This is a genomic window from Mucilaginibacter sp. P2_A4, assembly GCF_056405015.1.
Genome location: NZ_JBFUCX010000001.1, coordinates 350,925 through 371,854, shown reverse-complemented (window position 1 = coordinate 371,854; position 20,930 = coordinate 350,925). Strand labels below are relative to the sequence as shown.

General features: G+C 43.8%; 16 protein-coding genes. 7 read left to right on the top strand and 9 right to left on the bottom strand.

Annotated features, from left to right (window positions below; translation table 11 throughout):
* Positions 1–6: 6 nt before the first annotated feature.
* From AC1DYB_RS01330 to thiD, 5 genes are read left to right on the top strand one after another with little or no spacing between them, the layout of a single operon-like run.
* Entirely contained in the window at positions 7–654 is a 648-nt protein-coding gene (locus AC1DYB_RS01330; protein ID WP_477431772.1) for a thiamine phosphate synthase, read from the top strand.
* A gap of 18 nt (positions 655–672) precedes the next feature.
* A complete protein-coding gene (locus tag AC1DYB_RS01325; protein WP_477431770.1) occupies positions 673–1,440 on the top strand; it encodes a thiazole synthase in 768 nt (255 codons plus the stop codon).
* Positions 1,433–2,548, top strand: coding sequence for a 2-iminoacetate synthase ThiH (gene thiH, locus AC1DYB_RS01320; protein WP_477431768.1), 1,116 nt, complete (start codon positions 1,433–1,435; stop codon positions 2,546–2,548). The genes AC1DYB_RS01325 and thiH overlap by 8 nt, the downstream gene beginning before the upstream one ends.
* A 3-nt stretch (positions 2,549–2,551) precedes the next feature.
* Positions 2,552–3,607, top strand: coding sequence for a molybdopterin-synthase adenylyltransferase MoeB (gene moeB, locus AC1DYB_RS01315; protein ID WP_477431766.1), 1,056 nt, complete (start codon positions 2,552–2,554; stop codon positions 3,605–3,607).
* Positions 3,608–3,624: 17 nt separating this feature from the next.
* A complete protein-coding gene (thiD, locus tag AC1DYB_RS01310; protein WP_477431764.1) occupies positions 3,625–4,455 on the top strand; it encodes a bifunctional hydroxymethylpyrimidine kinase/phosphomethylpyrimidine kinase in 831 nt (276 codons plus the stop codon).
* Positions 4,456–4,846: 391 nt separating this feature from the next.
* On the opposite strand, the gene AC1DYB_RS01305 is transcribed toward thiD, so the two are convergent.
* From AC1DYB_RS01305 to uxuA, 7 genes are all read right to left on the bottom strand, one after another.
* Positions 4,847–5,683, bottom strand: coding sequence for an alpha/beta hydrolase (locus AC1DYB_RS01305; RefSeq protein WP_477431762.1), 837 nt, complete (start codon positions 5,681–5,683; stop codon positions 4,847–4,849).
* 10 nt (positions 5,684–5,693) lie between these two features.
* Entirely contained in the window at positions 5,694–6,803 is a 1,110-nt protein-coding gene (locus tag AC1DYB_RS01300; RefSeq protein ID WP_477431760.1) for a glycoside hydrolase family 43 protein, read from the bottom strand.
* Positions 6,804–6,826: 23 nt separating this feature from the next.
* Positions 6,827–9,007 carry an alpha-glucuronidase family glycosyl hydrolase gene (locus AC1DYB_RS01295; RefSeq protein WP_477431758.1) on the bottom strand — a complete coding sequence of 727 codons (2,181 nt, stop codon included), beginning with the start codon at positions 9,005–9,007 and terminating at the stop codon, positions 6,827–6,829.
* Positions 9,008–9,261: 254 nt separating this feature from the next.
* Positions 9,262–10,071, bottom strand: coding sequence for a polysaccharide deacetylase family protein (locus tag AC1DYB_RS01290; protein WP_477431756.1), 810 nt, complete (start codon positions 10,069–10,071; stop codon positions 9,262–9,264).
* A 17-nt stretch (positions 10,072–10,088) separates the two neighbouring features.
* Complete coding sequence (locus tag AC1DYB_RS01285; protein WP_477431754.1) at positions 10,089–11,633, bottom strand: glucuronyl esterase domain-containing protein; 1,545 nt, start codon at positions 11,631–11,633, stop codon at positions 10,089–10,091.
* A gap of 18 nt (positions 11,634–11,651) precedes the next feature.
* A complete protein-coding gene (locus AC1DYB_RS01280; RefSeq protein ID WP_477431752.1) occupies positions 11,652–13,592 on the bottom strand; it encodes a sialate O-acetylesterase in 1,941 nt (646 codons plus the stop codon).
* Between the two features lie 147 nt (positions 13,593–13,739).
* Positions 13,740–14,927, bottom strand: a complete 1,188-nt coding sequence (uxuA, locus tag AC1DYB_RS01275) for a mannonate dehydratase (protein WP_477431750.1) — start codon at positions 14,925–14,927, stop codon at positions 13,740–13,742.
* Positions 14,928–15,097: 170 nt separating this feature from the next.
* Between uxuA and AC1DYB_RS01270 the strand changes: the two genes are divergently transcribed.
* Positions 15,098–16,129 (top strand): LacI family DNA-binding transcriptional regulator, encoded by a 1,032-nt coding sequence (locus tag AC1DYB_RS01270; RefSeq protein WP_477431748.1) that lies wholly within the window; start codon positions 15,098–15,100, stop codon positions 16,127–16,129.
* A 31-nt stretch (positions 16,130–16,160) separates the two neighbouring features.
* Positions 16,161–16,907 (top strand): SDR family NAD(P)-dependent oxidoreductase, encoded by a 747-nt coding sequence (locus AC1DYB_RS01265; RefSeq protein WP_477431746.1) that lies wholly within the window; start codon positions 16,161–16,163, stop codon positions 16,905–16,907.
* Between the two features lie 67 nt (positions 16,908–16,974).
* Here AC1DYB_RS01265 and AC1DYB_RS01260 read toward each other — a convergent pair whose 3' ends face one another.
* Both AC1DYB_RS01260 and AC1DYB_RS01255 read right to left on the bottom strand, forming a co-directional pair.
* The gene (locus tag AC1DYB_RS01260) at positions 16,975–19,812 is read right to left on the bottom strand and encodes a glycosyl hydrolase 115 family protein (RefSeq protein WP_477431744.1); all 2,838 of its coding nucleotides are present in this window, start codon (positions 19,810–19,812) and stop codon (positions 16,975–16,977) included.
* Positions 19,813–19,829: 17 nt separating this feature from the next.
* Positions 19,830–20,930 carry an endo-1,4-beta-xylanase gene (locus AC1DYB_RS01255; protein ID WP_477431742.1) on the bottom strand — a complete coding sequence of 367 codons (1,101 nt, stop codon included), beginning with the start codon at positions 20,928–20,930 and terminating at the stop codon, positions 19,830–19,832.

Here is a 20,930-nt window from a genome sequence, read left to right as displayed (position 1 = left end):
ATTACAATGATTGATAAATTACATTATATATCACAACAACCCAAAAACGGATCGCACCTTACAGCCATTAAACAGGCGCTGGAGGCCGGATGCAAATGGGTACAGCTAAGAGTTAAAAACCAGCCTGCCGATGTGATCCTGGAATACGCGATAGAAGCCAACAGATTATGCAATCAATATGGTGCTAAACTGATAGTTAATGATTACCCCGAAATTGCGCTAAAGGCCGGCGCTTATGGTGTACACCTGGGCTTACAGGATATGCCGGTTAGCCAGGCCAGGGATATCGTGGGCGAAAAAATAATTATCGGCGGAACCGCCAATACATTTCAGCATATCAAACAAAGAGTTGCCGAAGGCGCTGATTATATTGGGCTTGGGCCATACCGGTTTACTACTACCAAACAAAACTTAAGTCCCATTTTAGGCCTGCAGGGTTACCATGTCATTATGCAGCAAATGCAGGATGCAGGTATCCGGATCCCTGTAATTGCCATAGGCGGAATTTTAGCCGAAGATGTAAGCACTATTATGCAGGCCGGGCTTTATGGTGTTGCCATATCGGGAGCTATCACTTTTGCCGATAATCAGCAACAAGCTGTAAAACAAATTTATCAGCAATTAAATACCACGTTGTTAAACCAGGTGACCTAAAACTGTAGATAAAAAACCATGTTAAAAATAGCCGATAAAACATTTAACTCGCGCCTGTTCACCGGAACGGGCAAGTTTAGTTCTTCCGTATTAATGGAACAAGCCTTACTTGCTTCCGGCTCAGAACTGGTAACGGTTGCCCTAAAACGCGTGGATTTCAAAAGCAACGATCAGGACGATTTGTTAACGCATCTGAAATATCCGCATATTAATTTACTGCCCAATACATCAGGAGTCAGAAACGCGAAAGAAGCTGTTTTTGCGGCTCAACTTGCGCGTGAAGCACTGGAAACCAACTGGATTAAACTGGAGATCCACCCCGATCCAAAATATTTAATGCCAGACCCCATCGAAACTTTAAAAGCCACCGAAGAATTGGCGAAAATGGGATTTATAGTTTTGCCTTACATCCATGCCGACCCGGTATTATGCAAAAGACTGGAAGACGCCGGCACTTCGGCAGTGATGCCCTTAGGTTCGCCCATCGGCAGCAACAAAGGGCTCAAAACCATTGATTTTTTAGAGATCATCATTAGCCAAAGTAATGTGCCCGTAATTGTGGACGCCGGGATAGGTTCGCCATCAGATGCGGCCTGGGCAATGGAAATAGGCGCCGATGCCGTGTTAGTGAATACCGCAATAGCGGTTGCCGGTAACCCTGTGCAAATGGCCAAAGCATTTAAAATGGCTGTGGAAGCCGGGCGAATAGCCTATGAAGCCAAACTGGCCTTACCTGTAATGCACGCTGTAGCAAGCAGTCCCTTAACCTCTTTTTTAGATGAATAACTTCACAGATATTTTCAAATCATTTGATTGGGACGAAACCAAAGCCAGCATCTATGCCAAAACAAGCCAGGATGTAGAAACGGCTTTATCGGCCAAAAAACGGTCATTGGAGGATTTCAAGGCCCTTATCTCGCCTGCAGCAGCGCCTTACCTGGAACAAATGGCCCTTATCAGTCAGCAGCTCACTTTAAAACGTTTTGGTAAAGTAATACAAATGTATGTTCCCCTTTACCTCTCCAATGAGTGTAATAATATTTGTACCTATTGTGGTTTCAGTTTTGATAATAAGGTAAAGCGTAAAACACTTTCGCCAATGGAGATTATGCAGGAGGTTGCTGCTATCAAGGCTATGGGCTATGAGCATATATTGCTGGTTACCGGCGAGGCCAACCAAACCGTCCATGTAGATTACTTTAAAAAAGTGCTCTACCTCATCCACCCGCATTTTGCGCATATATCAATGGAAGTGCAACCGCTTGATCTGGAAGATTATCAGCAACTAACGCCTTACGGCTTAAATACCGTTCTTGTTTACCAGGAAACCTATCACCAGGAAGACTATAAAAAGCATCACCCTAAAGGGAAAAAATCAAATTTTGAATACCGGCTTGAAACTCCTGACCGGCTGGGGCAGGCTGGCGTCCATAAAATGGGTTTAGGCGTATTGATTGGGTTAGAAGATTGGCGCACCGATTCGTTTTTTACGGCTTTGCATTTAAATTACCTCGAGAAAAAGTACTGGCAAAGCAAATACAGTCTTTCCTTCCCCAGGCTACGACCATTTAGCGGTGGCCTGGAACCTAAAGTGGAAATGAATGATAGGGAACTGGTGCAACTGATATGCGCTTACCGCATATTTAATGAGGAGGTGGAGCTATCTATCTCTACCCGCGAATCTCCAAACTTCAGGAACAACATCATCCGATTAGGTATTACCGCTATCAGTGCGGGATCTAAAACCAATCCCGGAGGTTATGCAGTTGAGCCGGAATCATTGGAACAGTTTGAGATCAGTGATGAACGCAGTCCGCAACAAATTGCCCGGATGATAACCGAACAGGGATATGAGCCGGTTTGGAAAGATTGGGATAACAGCTTAGCCCTATAAAAAATGTTAGCAGGAGAAGAATTAAAACGGTACAGCAGGCAGATCATACTCCCCGAAATTGGTTTACCCGGACAAGAAAAACTCAAGAGCGCAAGGGTGTTGATGATTGGTGCAGGTGGCCTGGGATGCCCTGTATTACAATACCTGGCTGCAGTTGGTGTGGGTGGGATTGGGATTGTGGATGATGATATGGTTGACCTAACCAACCTGCAACGGCAAATATTATATTCAACTGCCGACGTAGGTAAACCAAAAGCTATCACCGCTAAACAAAAGCTGGAGATGCTTAATCCACATATTAATATAACCGCTTTTAATGAGCGGTTTACTTTGGTGAATGCAGAAAGTATTTGTGAGGGGTATGACCTGGTGATTGATGGATCGGATAATTTTGAAACACGTTACCTGGTTAATGATACTTGCCTGGCTTTAAATAAAGTGCTGATCTTCGGTTCCATATTTAAGTTTGAAGGTCATGTTTCGGTATTCAATTATAATGATGGACCAAATTACAGAGATATTTTTCCCGAACCACCGCCAGCGGATGAAGTTCCGAATTGTGCGGAGATCGGGGTATTGGGTGTATTACCTGGCATCATTGGCACTTATATGGCTAACGAGGCTATCAAAATCATTTGTAACATCGGAGAAACTTTATCCGGTAAATTAATGACCATAAATGCACTCAACAACACTACCAATGTTTTTAAAATCGCCAAACAGCAAAAACAAAGCGTTAAAGCCCCACCGGTAACCGTTGATCCCCCTGTCCTACCCGCTGATTACGAAATTACCATGGATGAACTTAATGCACAGCTAATAGAATTTCCGGATGAAATATACCTTATCGATGTACGTGAAAGTTATGAGTTTGAAGACTATAATATAGGCGGTATCAACATCCCTTTATATGAACTGAAGGAGCATATTGAATCATTACCAAAAAACAAAAAACTGGTCTTCTGCTGCCAAACCGGTCAGCGCAGTAAAATAGCCATACAGATAGTAAAGCCCTTTTACACCGGCGAAATGTACAGTTTAAAAAACGGCATCATTTAATTAATTCATTAGCTTATATGAGTAAATACAAGTACCCGGTAGTGCTAAGCATTGCCGGATCTGACAGTGGCGGCGGAGCAGGCATACAGGCCGATCTGAAAACCATAAGTGCATTAGGCTGCTTTGGCGCTACAGCCATTACTGCCGTTACTATTCAAAACACATTAGGAGTAAGTGGAATACACCCTATTCCGGTTGAAGTAGTAAAAGCACAAATCAAAGCAGTAATGGATGATTTAAAACCATTAGCCGTTAAAATAGGCATGGTGCACAGCACAGATCTGGCCATTGCCATTGCCTCCGTATTAAAGAATTATTTAGATATTCCCATTATTTTCGACCCTGTTATGGTGGCTACAAGCGGTCAGCATTTAATAGAAAGCGATACCGTAACCACGTTAAAAAAAGAACTTTTCCCGATTGCAAAACTCGTAACGCCCAACCTGGATGAAGCGGCAATACTGGCACAAATGGAGATCAGTACCATTGATGATATGAAGAAAGCAGCACAAAGAATAATGCAATATGGGTGTAACGCGGTGCTGGTTAAGGGCGGCCATTTAAAAGGCCCTGATCTTTGTGATGTTTACCTGGATAAAACGGGTGAGCAACATATTTTCAGAACCTCAGCAATTGATACCATCAATACACATGGAACAGGTTGCAGCCTTTCATCGGCCATAGCATCATACGTGGCATTGGGAAATGATCTCATTACGTCGATATCTAAAAGCAAAGCCTACATCCAACAGGCTATTGAGCATGGCAGGGATGTGAAAACCGGGCAAGGGCACGGCCCATTAAATCATTTTTTTGATCCGCAGAAATTAGTAAAGTTTGAGCTGTAGCGAACCCGGTTCATCAGAGGCTGTTTAAAAATAAATAAATCGCCCCTCATTGCAAGGCACGAAGCAATCCCAAACTATGCAGATCGGATTTGCAAAGCTTCTCTACAAGGCGGGGGTTGCTTCGTACCTACCCATGACGTATGGGATTTTGAGGCGTGTGGGCCTGTCAGTCTGAGCCTGTCGAAGACTCGCGCGGAGTGGCCTTTGCCCGCTATCCTTCGACAGGCTCAGGATGACAGCCTTTTTTGTTACGTCATTTTCTCCTTCAAAGGCCACCGGATTTACAACTACAATGACGCATGGATATGTGCTTCATTAGAAGTATAAAAAAATGCCATAAACCATCGGTTTACAGCATTTTTCACTTTCTTTAACACTATGCTATTATTAATCACTTAGGTGCGTATGCCCATTGCAATGCCTTAAGCATAGTAACCGGTTTGCCAGATAAATGTGTAACATCATCTATGATGATATGCTTAAAAACAAGGTTTTCATAATGCCGCTCGTCCAGTAATGTAACCAATTTTTTATTGGGTACTACCTGTCCTGGAGTTTCCAATGCACCCACTTCAATAAAAACATTTACAGGCAAACTTTTATGTTTGGCGAAATACTTTTTTTCAACATCAAAGATTCCCCCATTAGCATAACCCAAAGCCGGACTACCTATAAGGATATTTTTAAACAGCGTAGGCTGCTCAAACAAGGCATAAGTTGCAAACAACCCGCCCATGGAGTAGCCATAAAGCGTACGGTTTGAAGGATCTGCTTTTAAATCCGCGTCAATAACCGGAATCAATTCCTTTTCAATAAAGGCTAAAAATACGGGAGCTCCCCCACTTTCCGGCGTTGCAGATGATGCGGTTGGCGTAAAATCACGGTTACGTTTATTGCCGGGAGAGCCAATCAACCCACCGTCGCCAATGGCTACCAATATAGGTTCGGGAATATGATATTCGGCCATTAACAGCCCCAAATACTCCAGCGAGGGCGAAAAATCATTGTCGCCGTCAACAACATACAGCACCGGGAATTTCTTTTTCGCGGTATCATAACCCGCCGGGTAATGGATATAAATATCATAATCATTACCAGCCAATTTGGAGTGCATTAAACGGTGCTCCGAGTTGGGTATGGTAACCAGTTTTGCCTGCTGCGCAAAGCCATGTGTACACAGAATAGCACATAACAGCAAACTCGTTGTTATAAATTTGAGTGTTTTCATAGGGATGAGGTTACAAAAAGGGATCAATCAGTTTAATAGAGCCATCCGCATTATGTTGCAGCTCGGTTACTTTTACATTACGCAAATGGGTTTTGCCCGATAGCTGGGTGTCATGGTAAAACATGTACCATTTGCCTTTTATTTCAACAATAGAGTGATGAGTTGTCCACCCTTGTACCGGCTTCAAAAATACACCTTTATAAGTAAACGGACCAACGGGACTATCCCCTATCGCGTAGCAAAGTAAATGGGTATCACCGGTTGAATAAGTGAAGTAATATTTACCGTTAAACTTATGCATCCATGAACCTTCAAAAAAACGACGATCATGATCTTTGGTTAATAAAGGTTTACCCAGGCTATCTAAAATAACAACATCTTTTACCGCCCCATCGAAGTTCTTCATATCGGGTTTAAGCAAGGCCACTTTGCAGCTTATTGCCGGTGCATCCTCCTGCTTCGAATCGGTTTTTGAACCATCAGCTTCGTATTTTCCGGTTGTCCAGCGCTGAAGCTGTCCGCCCCAAATGCCGCCAAAATACATATAGGTTTTGCCGTCATTATCTGTAAAAACAGCCGGGTCAATACTAAAACTTCCTGCAATGGGTTCCGGTTCGGCCTTAAACGGACCAACAGGGCTGGCCGATGTAGCCACACCAATATGGAAAACATCTTTTTTATCTTTTACCGGGAAATAGAGGTAATAGGTACCATCTTTAAAAGCAATATCGGGCGCCCAAAGCTGCCGGCCGGCCCAGGGAATATCTTTTATATCCAGGGCAACGCCATTATCAGTAACCTTACCGCCAATGCTATCCATCGAAAGAATATGATAGTCTTTCATAGCAAAATGATCGCCGTTATCATTTTCGGGGATGCCGGCATTGATATCATGTGAGGGGTAGATATAAATTTTACCGTTAAACACGTGGGCAGATGGATCAGCAGTATAGATAGAGCTGATCAGTGGTTGCGAAAGAAATTTTACTTTTTTACCAGTGTCTGTTTTACTGCTGTCAGCATCGGCTGTTTTTTTAGCAGTTGAGTTACATGCACCCAACATGCCTGCGGGTATAAGAAGTGTAAGTAATAATTTTGCTGTTGTAAATGGCTTGCTCATTGGCGTTTGGTTTATGGTGATTATTAATTAGTCATGTAGTTATTGCCTCCTATGCCGGGCACATAGTAAAATTTCATGCCTTTATAGTAAGGGAGCGGATGTTCGGGTTTTGCATAACTAGCCTCAATAGGCATTTTCGAAAAAGTTTGAAAATATAAAACACAGGCATCCCGCCATGTGGTGGCCTCGGCAAGCTGCGTTTGCATCAATTGTTGTACCTCGGTAAACTGTTCTGCATCTACCTTTCCTTGCATTTTATTCCAGGTTAAAGTCATTTGTTTAACCGAATCGGCTCCCATATAATAGTGGTGAACAATTTCATCCCATAACGACTTTCCCGAGCGCATTTTATACGTCCAGTTTAGGTGATGAAACCATAACAGGTATTCGTCCGGGCAGGTTTGCAGGCTTTCCCAATTGGCCTTAACCTCCGGCGCATATTGCGATAAAGCATTGCTGCCTGTACTTGTACGGTTAAAGCCAATCCCGGCCGAATCGGCCTTGTGGTAATAGGTGGCGTTCCAATCCGGGCGACCGGCATTGTCAACCCATGGCCCTGGGCCGTAGTGGGTGGATACACCCATAATATGATGCAAGCCGAGCGGCGTCATATAGTTAACGGTATTTTCCCTTGATTGCAGCATTAACCTTTTTACCGGCGATACAAAGCCTGCATCATTGGTAAACGTCATTTTTAGCCAGTCGTCTGCAATGGCAACAGATGATTGATCCGGGTTCCAGGCCATACGGCCAAAAGCGTACCAGTTGGCCTGTGCAAAGGGGTGCCCGCACCAGTTTAAATCGCTGCCAATATTAGCTACCCCGGCCATACCGGTTATCAGTTTCTTATTAAAATCCCCTTGTAACACACGGGATACAGTTGACCCTTTACCCTGTTTGTAAGTATCAGCTTGCAGGCATTCGGCAAATAAAGGTGCCTCATAAACCAGGTGCGTTGAAAAGCCAAGGTACTCCTGGGTTAGTTGAAACTCCATCATTAACGGGGTATTGGGCATCGCGCCAAATAAAGGATGGAACGGCTCCCTAGGCTGAAAATCGATCGGCCCGTTTTTAACCTGGATAATCACATTATCCTTAAACTTGCCATCAAAAGGTTTAAATTCATTATAGGCCTGCTTTGACCGGTCGTCGGGTACATTATTATCGTATACAAAGGCTCGCCACATCACTATGCCATGATGCGGTGCTAAAACATCGGCCAGCATATTGGCTCCATCTGCATGGGTGCGGCCATAAGTTTGCGGGCCCGGTTGCCCCTCAGAATTAGCTTTCACCAAAAAACCGCCAAAATCAGGGATGTAACGATAAATTTCATCAGCCTTGTCGGCCCACCATTTTTTTACAGCGGCATCAAGCGGATCGGCTGTTTTTAGTCCGCCAAAATCAACCGGACTACTGAATTTTACCGACAGGTATATTTTAATACCATACACCCTGAAAACATTGGCCAGTGCCTGGATTTTTATTAAATATTGGGGTGAAAGGATCAGCGCATCTGCATTTACGTTGTTGATAACCGAGCCATTGATACCAACCGAAGCGTTGGCACGCGCGTAATCAATATAACGCTGATCAACAACGCCAGGCAGCTTATGCCAGTTCCAGATGGATGAACCTGCATATCCCCGTTCAACGCTACGGTTTAAGTTATCCCAATGATCCAACACCCGGTACATAATGTGTGGATGATCTGAAATATCCAGCCTGTTGATGGGCTGATGGGTTTGAATCAACTTTAAAAAATTAAAAACACCGTACAAAACGCCCACATCGGTATTGGCAGTAATAATGGTGCATTTCTGTTGGTTAATAAGGGTTGTTTTTATGAGATATCCCTCGCCGCCAATACTATCGGGAATAACTATTGATAAAGATTTTAAAGTTCGTGGGGTGCCAACAATAATTGTTTGCCCGCTTATTATGGCCTTAGTATCGCGGGGAGTGAGGGAAAGCATCCCATCCAGCCCGGTCAACAGCTCCGTCTTAGCGGCCTTAAGCTGATATGACGCTGCCGGAAAGATAAAATATGCCAATTGTTGCTTATAAACAGCTGCCTGTTGCGGGGCGGTTATCCTGCTATATTCAAGCCATAGCTTATATCCATTATCCGCATGGGCTTGGTTTATAACCGCTAATAAAAGCAGCACCAGTAAACACCTATTTTTCAATGAATATTTGGTCATGATGTTATTAATTCAGCTTTATAAACTTTTTAAAACAGCTTATAAAAAAGATAAAATGATATATTGGTGTTCACAAATGAAACATGATTAAAACATGTCCCATCTGTATGGTTTATAAAGAATTGCATTTTACGCAATCGATTGCAAATATATAAACCTTTATTTATTTTCAGTAATTCAAAATCAATTATTTGCCGCCTGGCCCTCCGGTTTTTAAGCTCATGAATGAATTTATCAGCCGATGAATAACATGATCATTTTTTTGCCGCGAACTCCTGGTTTTTCCGGATATATTCTGCTACCTCAACCATGGGGGCCACCCAAATAGCCTTGTCATTTTTTTTGAGGTAATGCAGTAATTTGCTATGCTCGTTAAGGCCTACATTGATATTATGCCCACCTCCTACACCATGGAATAAAAAAACCAGCAGGGTATGTGATTGTAAAGCCTTTTCAACAAGCCCGATCATATATGCGGCCGACTGACCGTTGATCATAAAACATTTAATATTATCGAGATCGGTTGCGCCTATGCTTTCAAATCCCGGGTTTACGCCCCGTGCGCCAACAAAATCATGTTTTAACCCGTCGTAAAAATACTTGCCGCCTATCTGCAAATCCCCGCAGGGAAAGGCGAAGGTCCGGTTGGTTTTACCATCGATGGCTTGTAGCAGCACATTATTGGTCCTGATCTCTTTTACGGCACGTGCAACGGTATATTTGCTCAGGTCATTTTCGGCAGTAACAAAACCACGGCCGGGTAAACCACCATCGCAGGGATGAAAAAGGGAGTGATTTCCAAGTTCATGACCGTGGGCAGCCGCTTTTCGCCATTCGGCTATCCTGCTGGTAACAACCGGTGATGAGCCAATGATGTAAAAAGTTCCCTTGAGGTTTAAGGAATCCAGGGCGGGCAAAACATTATCCAGGTCCACATCAATGGCATCATCATAAGTCAATACCACAGCACATTGTTTCTTATTCCACATCGCTCCATTTTGGGCCTGTGCCATTACGCTATTTGCCAAGAGTACTGCTACCAGTAAATACTTTATTAATCTCATGCTGTTAATGTTTTTTATTATTTAGCGGGTTGTGCCCCTTCTTTGCCATAATGCATCAGCTTATTAGCCCAGGCTATAAAATATTTAACGTTGGGTGCATCGGTATGGCCACCATCATGTTGTCGCCATGCCAGTTCACCGTTCAGCAAGCCGGTGTTTACCGGGGGCATTTTTTCCGTTTTGTAATCATTGGTGACGCCCAGGTCCTGGGCCCCCACTAATTTAAAAACTGCGCCGGCAGCGACCGTAGCCATATAACTACCTTGTTGATCAAGCCACTTGGCGTCGCCCTGTTCAGGAATACCATAGCTTATAAAAGTAAGCCGGGGCGCGCACAATGCAATAAGTTCATGTGCATCAACAGGCAGATCCTTAGCCGTTTTAGCACCGGATGTAGCATCAGATGCACCGTATTTCATAAAATTGCCGGCCATCCAGTAATACTCGCCACCGGTAAGGCTCTCTACTGCCTCACCAAAGTTTCGCCGGTGAAGCTTTGCACCACCCTCGCCCGATGAGCCAATGAGCCCCATAGCAAAACGTTGTTCAAAGGCCAGCGTTACCAATGCTGCCTTACCGTACCTTGATACGCCCTCAATACCTACATGCTTTGCATCAACCGCGGGTTCGGTTTCCAGGTAATCCAGTGCCCTTGCCGCTCCCCAGGACCAGGCACGTAAAGCCCCCCAATCCTCGGGTTTACGGGGTTGCCCCTTGTTAACCAGGCCAATTATTCCTTTGGTGAGGCCCTCCGCATTGTCGGCCTGTATAGATGAAGGATCAATCAGCACATATCCCCAGCCATTGGCTATCAGTTGTGTAGCCGTTGGCGGATCGCCTTTAACCACCGGAAAGCCGCCCGGCCCAAAGGGCGATTGCTCGGGAATTGGCTTATAAGCCGGGTACTGTTCAAATATGGTTTTTAGTTCGGGATGTTCTTTAGTAAGCAGCTCTTTTAAGGCTTCATTTATTTTTTCCAGATCGGCCGGATTAGGTTGGGCAGGTGCGGGCAAAGTACTGCGGCCAAACATCATCAACACAGGTACAGGCCCTTTGGCGTTGGCAGGTAATACCAGCGTCATATCAATATTAACATTTAACAGTGGATATGCCGTATTATCAACGTGCCCGATAAGCTGTTTGGCTATTACCGGGTAAAAACCTACGCGTTCTTTATCGGTTACTTTAACCGTCCAAATTACTTTGGGCACATTTGCCGGGATACGGCCATACACTTCGCGTTCCATATCTTCCACTATCTCTGGTCGCCGTTGTTTCCACCACATCTTGGCGTTGCTTACCTTTTTACCGTTTTTACCGGTAAGCGCATCAGGTAAATCGGGATATGGGTTTGCAAGCGCTTCATCAGAATTAGCATGATCAGGAGCAGTTGCGTCACCATTGGGACCAGGGCGCAAGGTTTTAATGCCTAACTGTTTCATCATTTGCTGATGATCCTGTTCGGCGGTGAAATTAACCGGCGGGGCATTTTGAGCATGTACAGCCGCTGCAATAGAGAGCAGGATCAGAAAAATAGCAATCTTTATTTTTACTGTTTTCATATCGGTTTAAAATATTGATTATGGGTTATCGGTTCTAAACGGTGATGCAGGTAAACCTTCCTTATTATAGAGATTAGCCCCCTCCGGATTATCAGCCCATGCATATCTTACATAAAGCGGACTGATCACTCCATCACTCCACACAATTACTTTATCTCCCTCAATTTTAGCTTTTGCCCAAACAAACTTTTTATTAGCGCCTGCTATTGCAAACTGCTCCAGCTCGTCGCCATCATGTATCGTAAGCCCGGCACCCACATTTTTAAAACTGATCTGGATATGGTTTCCCTGCACAAGGGCCGATTGATAAATTGGCCCGGATGCTACCATGGCTGTTTCTTTATAAGCCAGGTTTTCGGCCGCTATGGCCAGCCGTTCGCCAACATCTTTTTTATTAAGCGGGTGAATGTCATTCCATTCGCCGGCATCAATGGTAACAGCCATTGCGGTATTGGGCTGCGAAAGGGCCTTAAGCTGGCCTTCCCTTAGTATAGCCCAGTTACTTTCGGCTGGTAAATATTGTACTTCATTAAAATTGGGCAGCTGGGCATATATAAACGGCAAGTTACCCTGCTGCCACCGTTCGCGCCAATCGGTAATCAATGCTGTAAGCAATTGCCCATATTCGGTGGCTTTGTCTGCATTGCTTTCGCCCTGGTACCAAAGTATGCCTTTTATGGTGTAATTAATTGCCGGCGCAACCATGGTATTGTAAAGCCCGGTTGGTTCATTCTGTGCAGAAAAAATTGCCACCATTTTTTTATCCCTTGGCAAAAACGCCTGACCTACACGATATAACCAATCGCCACGGAGATCAATAAGCTGCCCGCCAATGTTTAGGTTGTATGATTTATCGGGTACAAAGCCCCCCTTACCCGAAAAATTTGTTAGCCTGATTACAATAATATTTTTGCCGGGCTTTAGCAAACCAACCGGCACATTATACATGCGGGGTGGATATTGGTAGGTAATATTCCCTACCAAATGGCCATTAACATAAGTTTGATCAGCGTCAATCATCCTGCCGAAAAGTAATTTGGCCGGTTGGCTTTCAACACCTGCAGGCAATGTGAACTCTTTCCGAAACCATACTACCCCATTTAAATTTTTAATTCCCTGATCGGCCCAATACCCCGGCAACCAGAAATGGTGCCACTTATCAGGAACATAAGCCGGATCATACCAGGTTACACTACCATTAAGGCCTTTATCATATATTTCGGTATTTGCAGGGTCAACAGGCTCAGGCTTTACTTTCATCACACTATCTATATAGCTGCCATCATGAAACCGGGCCGCGCGATGGCTGTATATAACATTGTTTTTCAACCCATTTTCGCTTACCCATGCCTGTACTGGCGTACCGCCTACGCTTGAGTTAATAATACCAATGGGTACATGGTATTTTAGGTAAAGCTTTTTAGCGAAAAACCACGAGGCAGCACCAAAACTAAGTACATTTTCGGGGTCGGCTTTTACCCATTTGCCGGGTAACACATCTTCATGTACTTTAGTAACATCCGATTCGGTTTTGACAAAGAAGTTCCTGATCTGTGGATAATTGGCCGATGCTATTTCATCGGGATATTTTTCCTTTACCCGCTCCATGGGCAAAACCATATTTGACTGCCCCGAGCAAAACCATACATCCCCTATTAAAATATCATTTAGTACGATATAATTGCCCGCGTTAATTTCCATAGCATAAGGCCCTCCCGCCTTCATGGCAGGCAATACTATTTTCCACCGGCCGTTTTTATCGGCAATAGTGTGATAACTGCCGCGAAAACCTATAGTAATTTTTTCACCGGCATCGGCCCAGCCCCAGATATTGATCGGGGCATCGCGCTGAAGCACCATTCCGTTGCCAACTAATTGCGGCAACCGTACATCCGAATACGCGGAACAACACATCAAACAACAGCACATCATAAAGCACAGCCGTAACATTGACTTCATATTTAAAAGGTTTTATTCTAAAGGTTTATAGTTACTAAGTAACAAAATTTAAAACAATCATGCAATCGATTGCAATAAATTTTGTGTAACAATTTAGTCCTATTAAACCAATGAATATACGACAGTGCCGGGGAGCCTGCTATCTCATCATAACATCCTTTTTATACCAAGTTCAAGTCCGCGCAATTCTGCTAATCCTTTAAGGCGGCCAATTACCGAGTATCCCGGATAGGTATTATAATTAAAGTCGTCCAGGATCTTGTGCCCATGATCGGGCCGCATTGGGATACTAATATCTGCCCTGCCTGCATCAGATCTTTTAAGCTGTTCCATAATAATGCTTTTCATTACTGCAAACATATCGGTACTCCCTGCTAAATGATCGGCTTCGTAAAAACTGCCGTCGGCCTCCCTGTTCACATTACGCAGGTGCAAAAAATGGATATGCTGGCCCAGGCGGGTAATAATGCCGGGAATATCATTAGCGGCGTTTGCACCTAATGAACCGGTACACAGCGTGAGCCCGTTGGCCGGCGACTGGCACATATTAACAATATCGGTCAAATCCGCTTCGTTTTTAACAACCCTTGGCAATCCTAAAATAGGGAATGGCGGATCATCCGGGTGGATACACATTTTTATGCCCTGTTCTTCGGCATAAGGGATAATCGCTTTTAAAAAGTAACCTAAGTTTTCCTTTAATTTAGCCTCATCAACAGCGCTATACTTTTCAAGATATACTTTAAATTCATCAACAGTAAACACTTCATCGGTGCCGGGCAAACCTGCCAAAACCGTATTCAAAAGCAGTTTTTTTTCGGCTGCATTTAAACTATCCAGGTAAACTTTAGCGGCCTGCTGCTGCTGGGGCGTAAATTCATTAAAAGCATTTTCACGCTGCAGGATGTACAGATCAAAAGCGGCTATTGCCGGCGCATGGTATCTTAATGCCGAAGCGTTATTCGGAAGCCGAAAATCGAGGTGCGTGCGGGTCCAGTCAAGCACGGGCATAAAATTATAGCACACTATATTTATACCGGCCTGTGAAAGATTTTTTAAGGTATCCTTATAGTTTGAAATGTAGTGATCACGCCTATCCGTTCCAATCTTTATATCTTCATGAATGTTGACACTTTCTACCACCGACCACTTAAAGCCCGAATTTTCTATAACTGCTTTTCGCTTCTCAATCTCGTTCAAACCCCAGGTATCTCCTGCCGGGATATGGTGCAGCGCGGTTACAATACCGGTTGCACCGGTTTGTTTAATGGCATGAAGAGTAACCGGGTCCGAAGGGCCAAACCACCTAAAGGTTTGTGCTAAATCAGGTATCATATAAAAGGTTTTTAATCTGTTAAACTGGTGAATTTGATATTATTACAGATGAACAACGCCATCCGAAAAACAAAAGTAAACAAATGCGCAATCGATTGCTCAAAAAACATTAAATATCCTGATTTTATTTTTATATTTATCACGCATTAGATTTTATAGTAAAACACTTTATGGCAAACGGGGAAAAAGAAATAACAATTTATGACATTGCCACCAAACTTAACATTTCGGCTGCTACAGTAAGCAGGGGGCTGAAAAACCACCCCAGGATAAGCAAAGAAACCCGCAAGCTGATAAACAAGACCGCCGAGGAAATGGGATACAGGTCAAACTCATTTGCCAGTAATTTACGCAAAAAGCAAAGCAATATTATCGGCGTGATTGTACCCAGGTTGAACAGCAACTTTATGGCCGATGTAATTGCCGGTATTGAAAAGGTGGTTAATGAAAATAACTATAACCTCATCATCAGCCAATCGTTGGAAACCATGAAAAAAGAAGCCAGCAATGTGCAGGCTATGTTTCATAACCGGGTTGATGGCTTACTTGTTTCCGTTGCTTATGACACCAACAGCTTTGATCACTTTGAACCATTTATAAAACGCAAAATCCCTTTGGTGTTCTTTGACCGAGTTCTGGACCATGAATCATGCCCGCAGATCTACATTGACAATTATAAGGCGGGGCAGGAAGTAACAACGCATTTGATAAGCCAGGGCTGCAAAAAGATAGCACACATTACGGGTAACCAGCTGCGCAATGTTTACAGCGACCGCTTTTATGGATACAAAAGAGCGCTGGAAGCTCATCAACTGGAATTTGATAACGACCTGGTGATCATCGCCGACCTTAGTGCACAGTCGGGAATAGATGCAGCGCACCAGCTCATGAAAATGCCGCAACTTCCTGATGGACTGTTTGTAGCAAATGATATTTGTGCGGTGGCCTGTATGCAAACGTTAAAAAAGCATGGCATAAAAATACCTCATGATATTGCCGTTGCCGGCTTTAACAATGACCCTACCTCTTGTGTGATTGAACCTAACCTTACAACCATCAATTATAAAGGATATGAAATGGGTGAAACTGCCGCAAGGCTAATGGTGAATCACCTGCTTAATAAAGACGATATCCAGGAAACACACAGCCTGGTGCTCAGATCAGAACTAATTATCCGCGAATCATCCCTGCGAAACGGGTAATTAAGCGATACAGATTTATAATACTTTTTAAATGATTTCTAAAACAAAAGTTGCTATTGTTACCGGCGGGGCATCAGGCCTGGGCCTGGCTACCACACGAAAATTTATCGAAAACAATATCCGCACCATCATCATTGGCCGCGATGAAAACAAACTGCAACATGCAGCCGATTCTTTTGGCGAACTTTGCCATTACAAAGCCTTTGATTTAAGTGATACCACAAAGATTCCTGCTTTAATCAATGAGATAGTTGCCGAATTTGGCACGCCTGATATTCTTGTTAACAACGCAGGTATCAATCAAAAAAAGCATTTTACCGATGTTACCGATGATGATTTTCAGCAAATTATACAAACTAACCTTGTAGCGGTATTTGTAATCAGCCGTGAAGTTGTTAAACATATGATTATTGCCGGCGGAGGAAATATTGTGAACATCAGCTCTATGGCGTCGCAATATGGTATCCCCTATGTAATATCATATACCGCAACAAAATCAGCCATTGAGGGGATGACCAGGGCAATGGCAACAGAGCTTTCTCCCCGGGGCATTCGGGTTAATTGCGTGGCGCCCGGCTTTATAGCAACAGATATGTCGGCCAAAGCATTGGATAGTGATGCGGAACGCAAACAAAAAGTAATGTCAAGAACCCCCATGGGTAAGTTAGGTGAACCCGAAGATATAGCAGATGCCATATTATACCTATCATCCGATGCAGCAAAATATGTAACGGGAGTTGTACTGCCGGTTGATGGCGGAAACTCTGTAGGTTTTTAACAAAATAAAAAAGGGGTGATAAACTTAATTATCCCCCCTTTTTACGTTCTCTTGCAATTACTCCCCCCTATTCCGGCGGACCTAAATAACTTGGTTTAAGGCCACCTGCATCTACTACTATTTTTTGTAAAACAACACCCGGATCAATCATCCAGTATTTTATAATGTGTGGGCCCCGCTGAGTTATGTAATGCCTGGTAATCAATTTCCTGATATTATCACTCACAGCCGCGGCCCAATCTTTACTATCCGCGGCAGTACTGATCTTCACCTCCTGTGGCACTTCATCATCTATCGAAATAGCATAAAACAAACCTTGTCCGTTTTTAAAGTCGAGCGTTGGTGATACAAAAGTTTGCAGCGATACCAGGCCGGTATCTGGCAAATTAATCCGGTATTCAAGATGTGGGCAATTACTTTCGGGCTTTTGTTTGCTGGCTGTTACCGGCATCGTTGTAACACCAGATAAAGTTTTGCCATATCCCGGTATAACTATCCACGAAACAGCCTTACTATTAACCGCTTTGGCACAATGTTGCGCTTCGATAGCTATATACCCGTTATTTTCATGAAATGCGCCATCATTTATTTGCTGTTGATTGTTAATGGTAAGCTGAACAGTTACTGTTTGCCCCATTGCGGATATAGTTAAAGGTACATGAACCGATTTACGCGGAGCCTTAGCCCAATTAATGCTTACCCAAATCCGCTCCTGCTGTTCAACTTTACCGCTGCCCGGTTTAACAATCACGTAGGATAAAGGCGACTGAACCGTATAACTAAAAGCTGTTTTGCCTTTATTAAAAATTTCGATGTAGTGGCTGTTTTTTTCCCATGGATAAAAACCTGGCAAAGCATCGGCCGCAAGTCCATTAGTGGTGGGCTGGCTGGCGCCTTCAACATACACACCCATTTCAGCCGCTTCCGGTAGCGTAATTTCCTTTACCGCGGGCATTACATCCACCGGAGGCTGCTGCCAATAAGTATAACCAATATGCGTTTGATCCATCATATGGTTCCATTTGCCATCGGCAAGTTTGGTGTTATAGTACTTAGATATCTCTTTGTCTTTTTCAAAAAGCTGCTTCACTTTTGCTGCTGTAGTATTGGTAGCGGCCCGCTGTTGTGTGGCGTACAAATTATTTTTTGCAGCCTCAAAGTACATTTCGTTTAAGTTGGCACAGGCCTGAACCGGGTGCAAAACAAGCTGATAATAAGCATCTTTATATTGAGGCGAAAGTTTAGCATACAATCTTTCGGCATCGGCTTTTAAGCGGTTGTAATTGGCAGCAACGGTTTCAAACTCGCTGTAGTTTGTTAAACTGTAAGTACGCGGCTCAATCAGTTCGGGCTTACGCCTGCCGTTATATTGGGTATAAGCAGATAATATGCGCCCAATTTCTTTGGCGTAAAGGGGGCCAAATTGTTGTTGAGCCCATAAATCAGTATATTCCTGCAACCTGCCAGCCGGCCATTTTTTTGGGTTCCACGCATAATCCAGGAAAAAGCTGATCGGAAACTCCATTGGTTTCAAATCGCCCACATTTACTATCCAAACCTGCCGGGCATTATAGGCATAGGCCAGGTGCATTTGCTCCCATGTTTTTGAAATAGGATTTGTATTGAGCCATTTATAGTTTCGCGGGCCGCCCACATAATCAAAGTGATAATAAATGCCGTAACCTCCTTTTCTTGATTTTTCGGTAAGGCTGGGTAACTTGCGGATATTGCCCCAGTTGTCATCACATAACAACAGTGTAACATCATCCGGCACACGCATGCCTTTGTCGTAATAATCCTGCACTTCTTTATATAAGGCCCACATTTGTGGTGTTTGGGCGGCATCTTTACCGGTAACCTGGCTAATAATACTGCGCTGATCTTTTACAATATTTTCCAGTAAAGCTATATTGCTTCCCTCAGTCATCGGTTTATCGCCGTCACCGCGCATACCAACAGTTACAATAGTTTCCTTGGTACCCATGTTTTCGATGCCTTTTTTCCAGAAATTTTGCAACACCACTTTATTACTATCATAATTCCATTGGCCGCTGCCGTAGCGTTTCCACTCCTGCTGTGCCCTATCCATCGGTTCATGATGCGATGTGCCCATCACTACGCCATATTCATCAGCCAGTATAGGGTTTAACTTGTCATCATCATTAAAGGCATTTCCCCACATGGCGGGCCACAGGTAATTACCTTTTAAACGCAGGATAAGCTCAAACACCTTTTCATACAACTGATGGTTTACTCCGCCAAATTTCTCTTTCGTCCAGCCGGAAAATGCCGGCGCTTCATCATTGATAAAGATACCCCTGTATTTTACAGCTGGTTCGCCATTCGTCTGCATGCCAGGGATTACATAAAGGCTTTTTTGCTGCTTTACGGGCACATCGGCCCACCAGTACCAGGGCGATACCCCTATCTGGGCTGATACATCATAGATCCCGTATATCGTTCCCCGTTTATCACTGCCGGCAATAATGAGTGCACTCTCAACTCCCGGGAATGGTTTTGAAACAACCTGCACAAGCGAGGTTTCCCATTTGCCTGTAACCTGCGAAACATCCAGCTTGTTTTGTTTAACCAGCTGATCTATCAGCTCGTTTTTTCCGAGCGTGCCAATAATAACGATATGCTTAGCCTGGTTAACTTTATCCGTTAACATGTCCGGGGCGGTACCTGTAACGGATCTGAGATCATTACCCAGGCTTCCCACCGCTCTTTTTACACCGGGATAATCCATATCGCTTATGTACAAGGGCACTACTTTACCGTTTACCGCGAGGGGGAAATAACCGGCGCCGCTTTTGTTGGTTATATACAGTTTATCGCCCGGCGTTTGCGAAAAGCCACTTAAAGTACTGATAAGCAACAGCAATGAAATCAAAGTTCTTTTCATGTGGAATAGATATTGAATTAAAATTTAACAACCTCCCAGTAGGCCTTTTTAGGTTGTAATTTTTGATCAAATAACAAAGGATAATTTTTGCGGCCTTTTACCGGGTAAGTATCCAGCCACGTAAACCTGTCAGAAATATTCCAGAAGGTAACTCCCGATATCACGTTTTTAAATTTCCTGAAAACCATAAACGCCATGGCATACTGATCGGCCTGTTTATTTTCCAGGTCGGAGGTAAACGCGGTCGACTCTCCATCCCGTAATGCACGGCGCTCTTTCTCCCATGGATAAACCGATAGATCAAGCTCGGTTATCTGCACTTTTAACCCAAGGGAACTAAATTTTTGAATGGATGCAACCAGATCCTGTTCACTTGGCTCATCAATAGACCAGTGGCCCTGTAACCCAACCGCGTTAACGGGAACTTTTGCATCAAGCAATTTTTTCAAAAGTTTATATACGCGCTCCCGTTTTTCAGGTCTTTCGGTATTATAATCATTGTAGAACAGAATAGCCTGCGGATCGGCGGCATGCGCGTATTCAAAAGCTTTGGCAATAAACTCATCGCCACAGATCTTATACCATAAGGAGTTGCGCAAAAACTGGGTACTATCATCAGCAACAGCTTCGTTCACTACATCCCATGCATAAACTTTACCCTTATAACGGCCAACAACATGATCTATATGATCCTTTAACCTTTTCAATAAAACATCTTTAGTTACCAGTTTACCATCCTTATCATAAAACAACCATTTTGGCGTATGCTCATGCCAGCATAGATTATGGCCGCGTACCTTTAAGCCATGGGCCTGCGCAAAAGCTACAATACTATCTGCAGCTTTCCAGTAATACCGGTTCTCTTCGGGATGGATAACACCCATTTTCATAGCGTTTTCAGGCGTAAGGCTGTTAAAGTGCTTTAAAATTAAAGCCACCTCGGCGGTATCCCTTAAAGATTGCGGCATTACAGCCACCCCAACGGGAAAAAAGGAAGCATATACATCCTTTAAGCCCTTAACAACGGGCAATTGCTGCTGGGCATGTACAGCGCCATTTGTTTGCAAAATAAAAATGGCAAGCACTAAAAACTTCATCAACTTAAATGCTGTATTCAT

Excerpts from the sequence above, each read along its gene's own strand:
- AC1DYB_RS01330 (WP_477431772.1), top strand. The coding sequence starts at position 7 with ATGATTGATAAATTACATTATATATCACAACAACCCAAAAACGGATCG.
- AC1DYB_RS01325 (WP_477431770.1), top strand. The coding sequence starts at position 673 with ATGTTAAAAATAGCCGATAAAACATTTAACTCGCGCCTGTTCACCGGA.
- thiH (WP_477431768.1), top strand. The coding sequence starts at position 1,433 with ATGAATAACTTCACAGATATTTTCAAATCATTTGATTGGGACGAAACC.
- moeB (WP_477431766.1), top strand. The coding sequence starts at position 2,552 with ATGTTAGCAGGAGAAGAATTAAAACGGTACAGCAGGCAGATCATACTC.
- thiD (WP_477431764.1), top strand. The coding sequence starts at position 3,625 with ATGAGTAAATACAAGTACCCGGTAGTGCTAAGCATTGCCGGATCTGAC.
- AC1DYB_RS01305 (WP_477431762.1), bottom strand. The coding sequence starts at position 5,683 with ATGAAAACACTCAAATTTATAACAACGAGTTTGCTGTTATGTGCTATT.
- AC1DYB_RS01300 (WP_477431760.1), bottom strand. The coding sequence starts at position 6,803 with ATGAGCAAGCCATTTACAACAGCAAAATTATTACTTACACTTCTTATA.
- AC1DYB_RS01295 (WP_477431758.1), bottom strand. The coding sequence starts at position 9,007 with ATGACCAAATATTCATTGAAAAATAGGTGTTTACTGGTGCTGCTTTTA.
- AC1DYB_RS01290 (WP_477431756.1), bottom strand. The coding sequence starts at position 10,071 with ATGAGATTAATAAAGTATTTACTGGTAGCAGTACTCTTGGCAAATAGC.
- AC1DYB_RS01285 (WP_477431754.1), bottom strand. The coding sequence starts at position 11,633 with ATGAAAACAGTAAAAATAAAGATTGCTATTTTTCTGATCCTGCTCTCT.
- AC1DYB_RS01280 (WP_477431752.1), bottom strand. The coding sequence starts at position 13,592 with ATGAAGTCAATGTTACGGCTGTGCTTTATGATGTGCTGTTGTTTGATG.
- uxuA (WP_477431750.1), bottom strand. The coding sequence starts at position 14,927 with ATGATACCTGATTTAGCACAAACCTTTAGGTGGTTTGGCCCTTCGGAC.
- AC1DYB_RS01270 (WP_477431748.1), top strand. The coding sequence starts at position 15,098 with ATGGCAAACGGGGAAAAAGAAATAACAATTTATGACATTGCCACCAAA.
- AC1DYB_RS01265 (WP_477431746.1), top strand. The coding sequence starts at position 16,161 with ATGATTTCTAAAACAAAAGTTGCTATTGTTACCGGCGGGGCATCAGGC.
- AC1DYB_RS01260 (WP_477431744.1), bottom strand. The coding sequence starts at position 19,812 with ATGAAAAGAACTTTGATTTCATTGCTGTTGCTTATCAGTACTTTAAGT.
- AC1DYB_RS01255 (WP_477431742.1), bottom strand. The coding sequence starts at position 20,930 with ATGAATACAGCATTTAAGTTGATGAAGTTTTTAGTGCTTGCCATTTTT.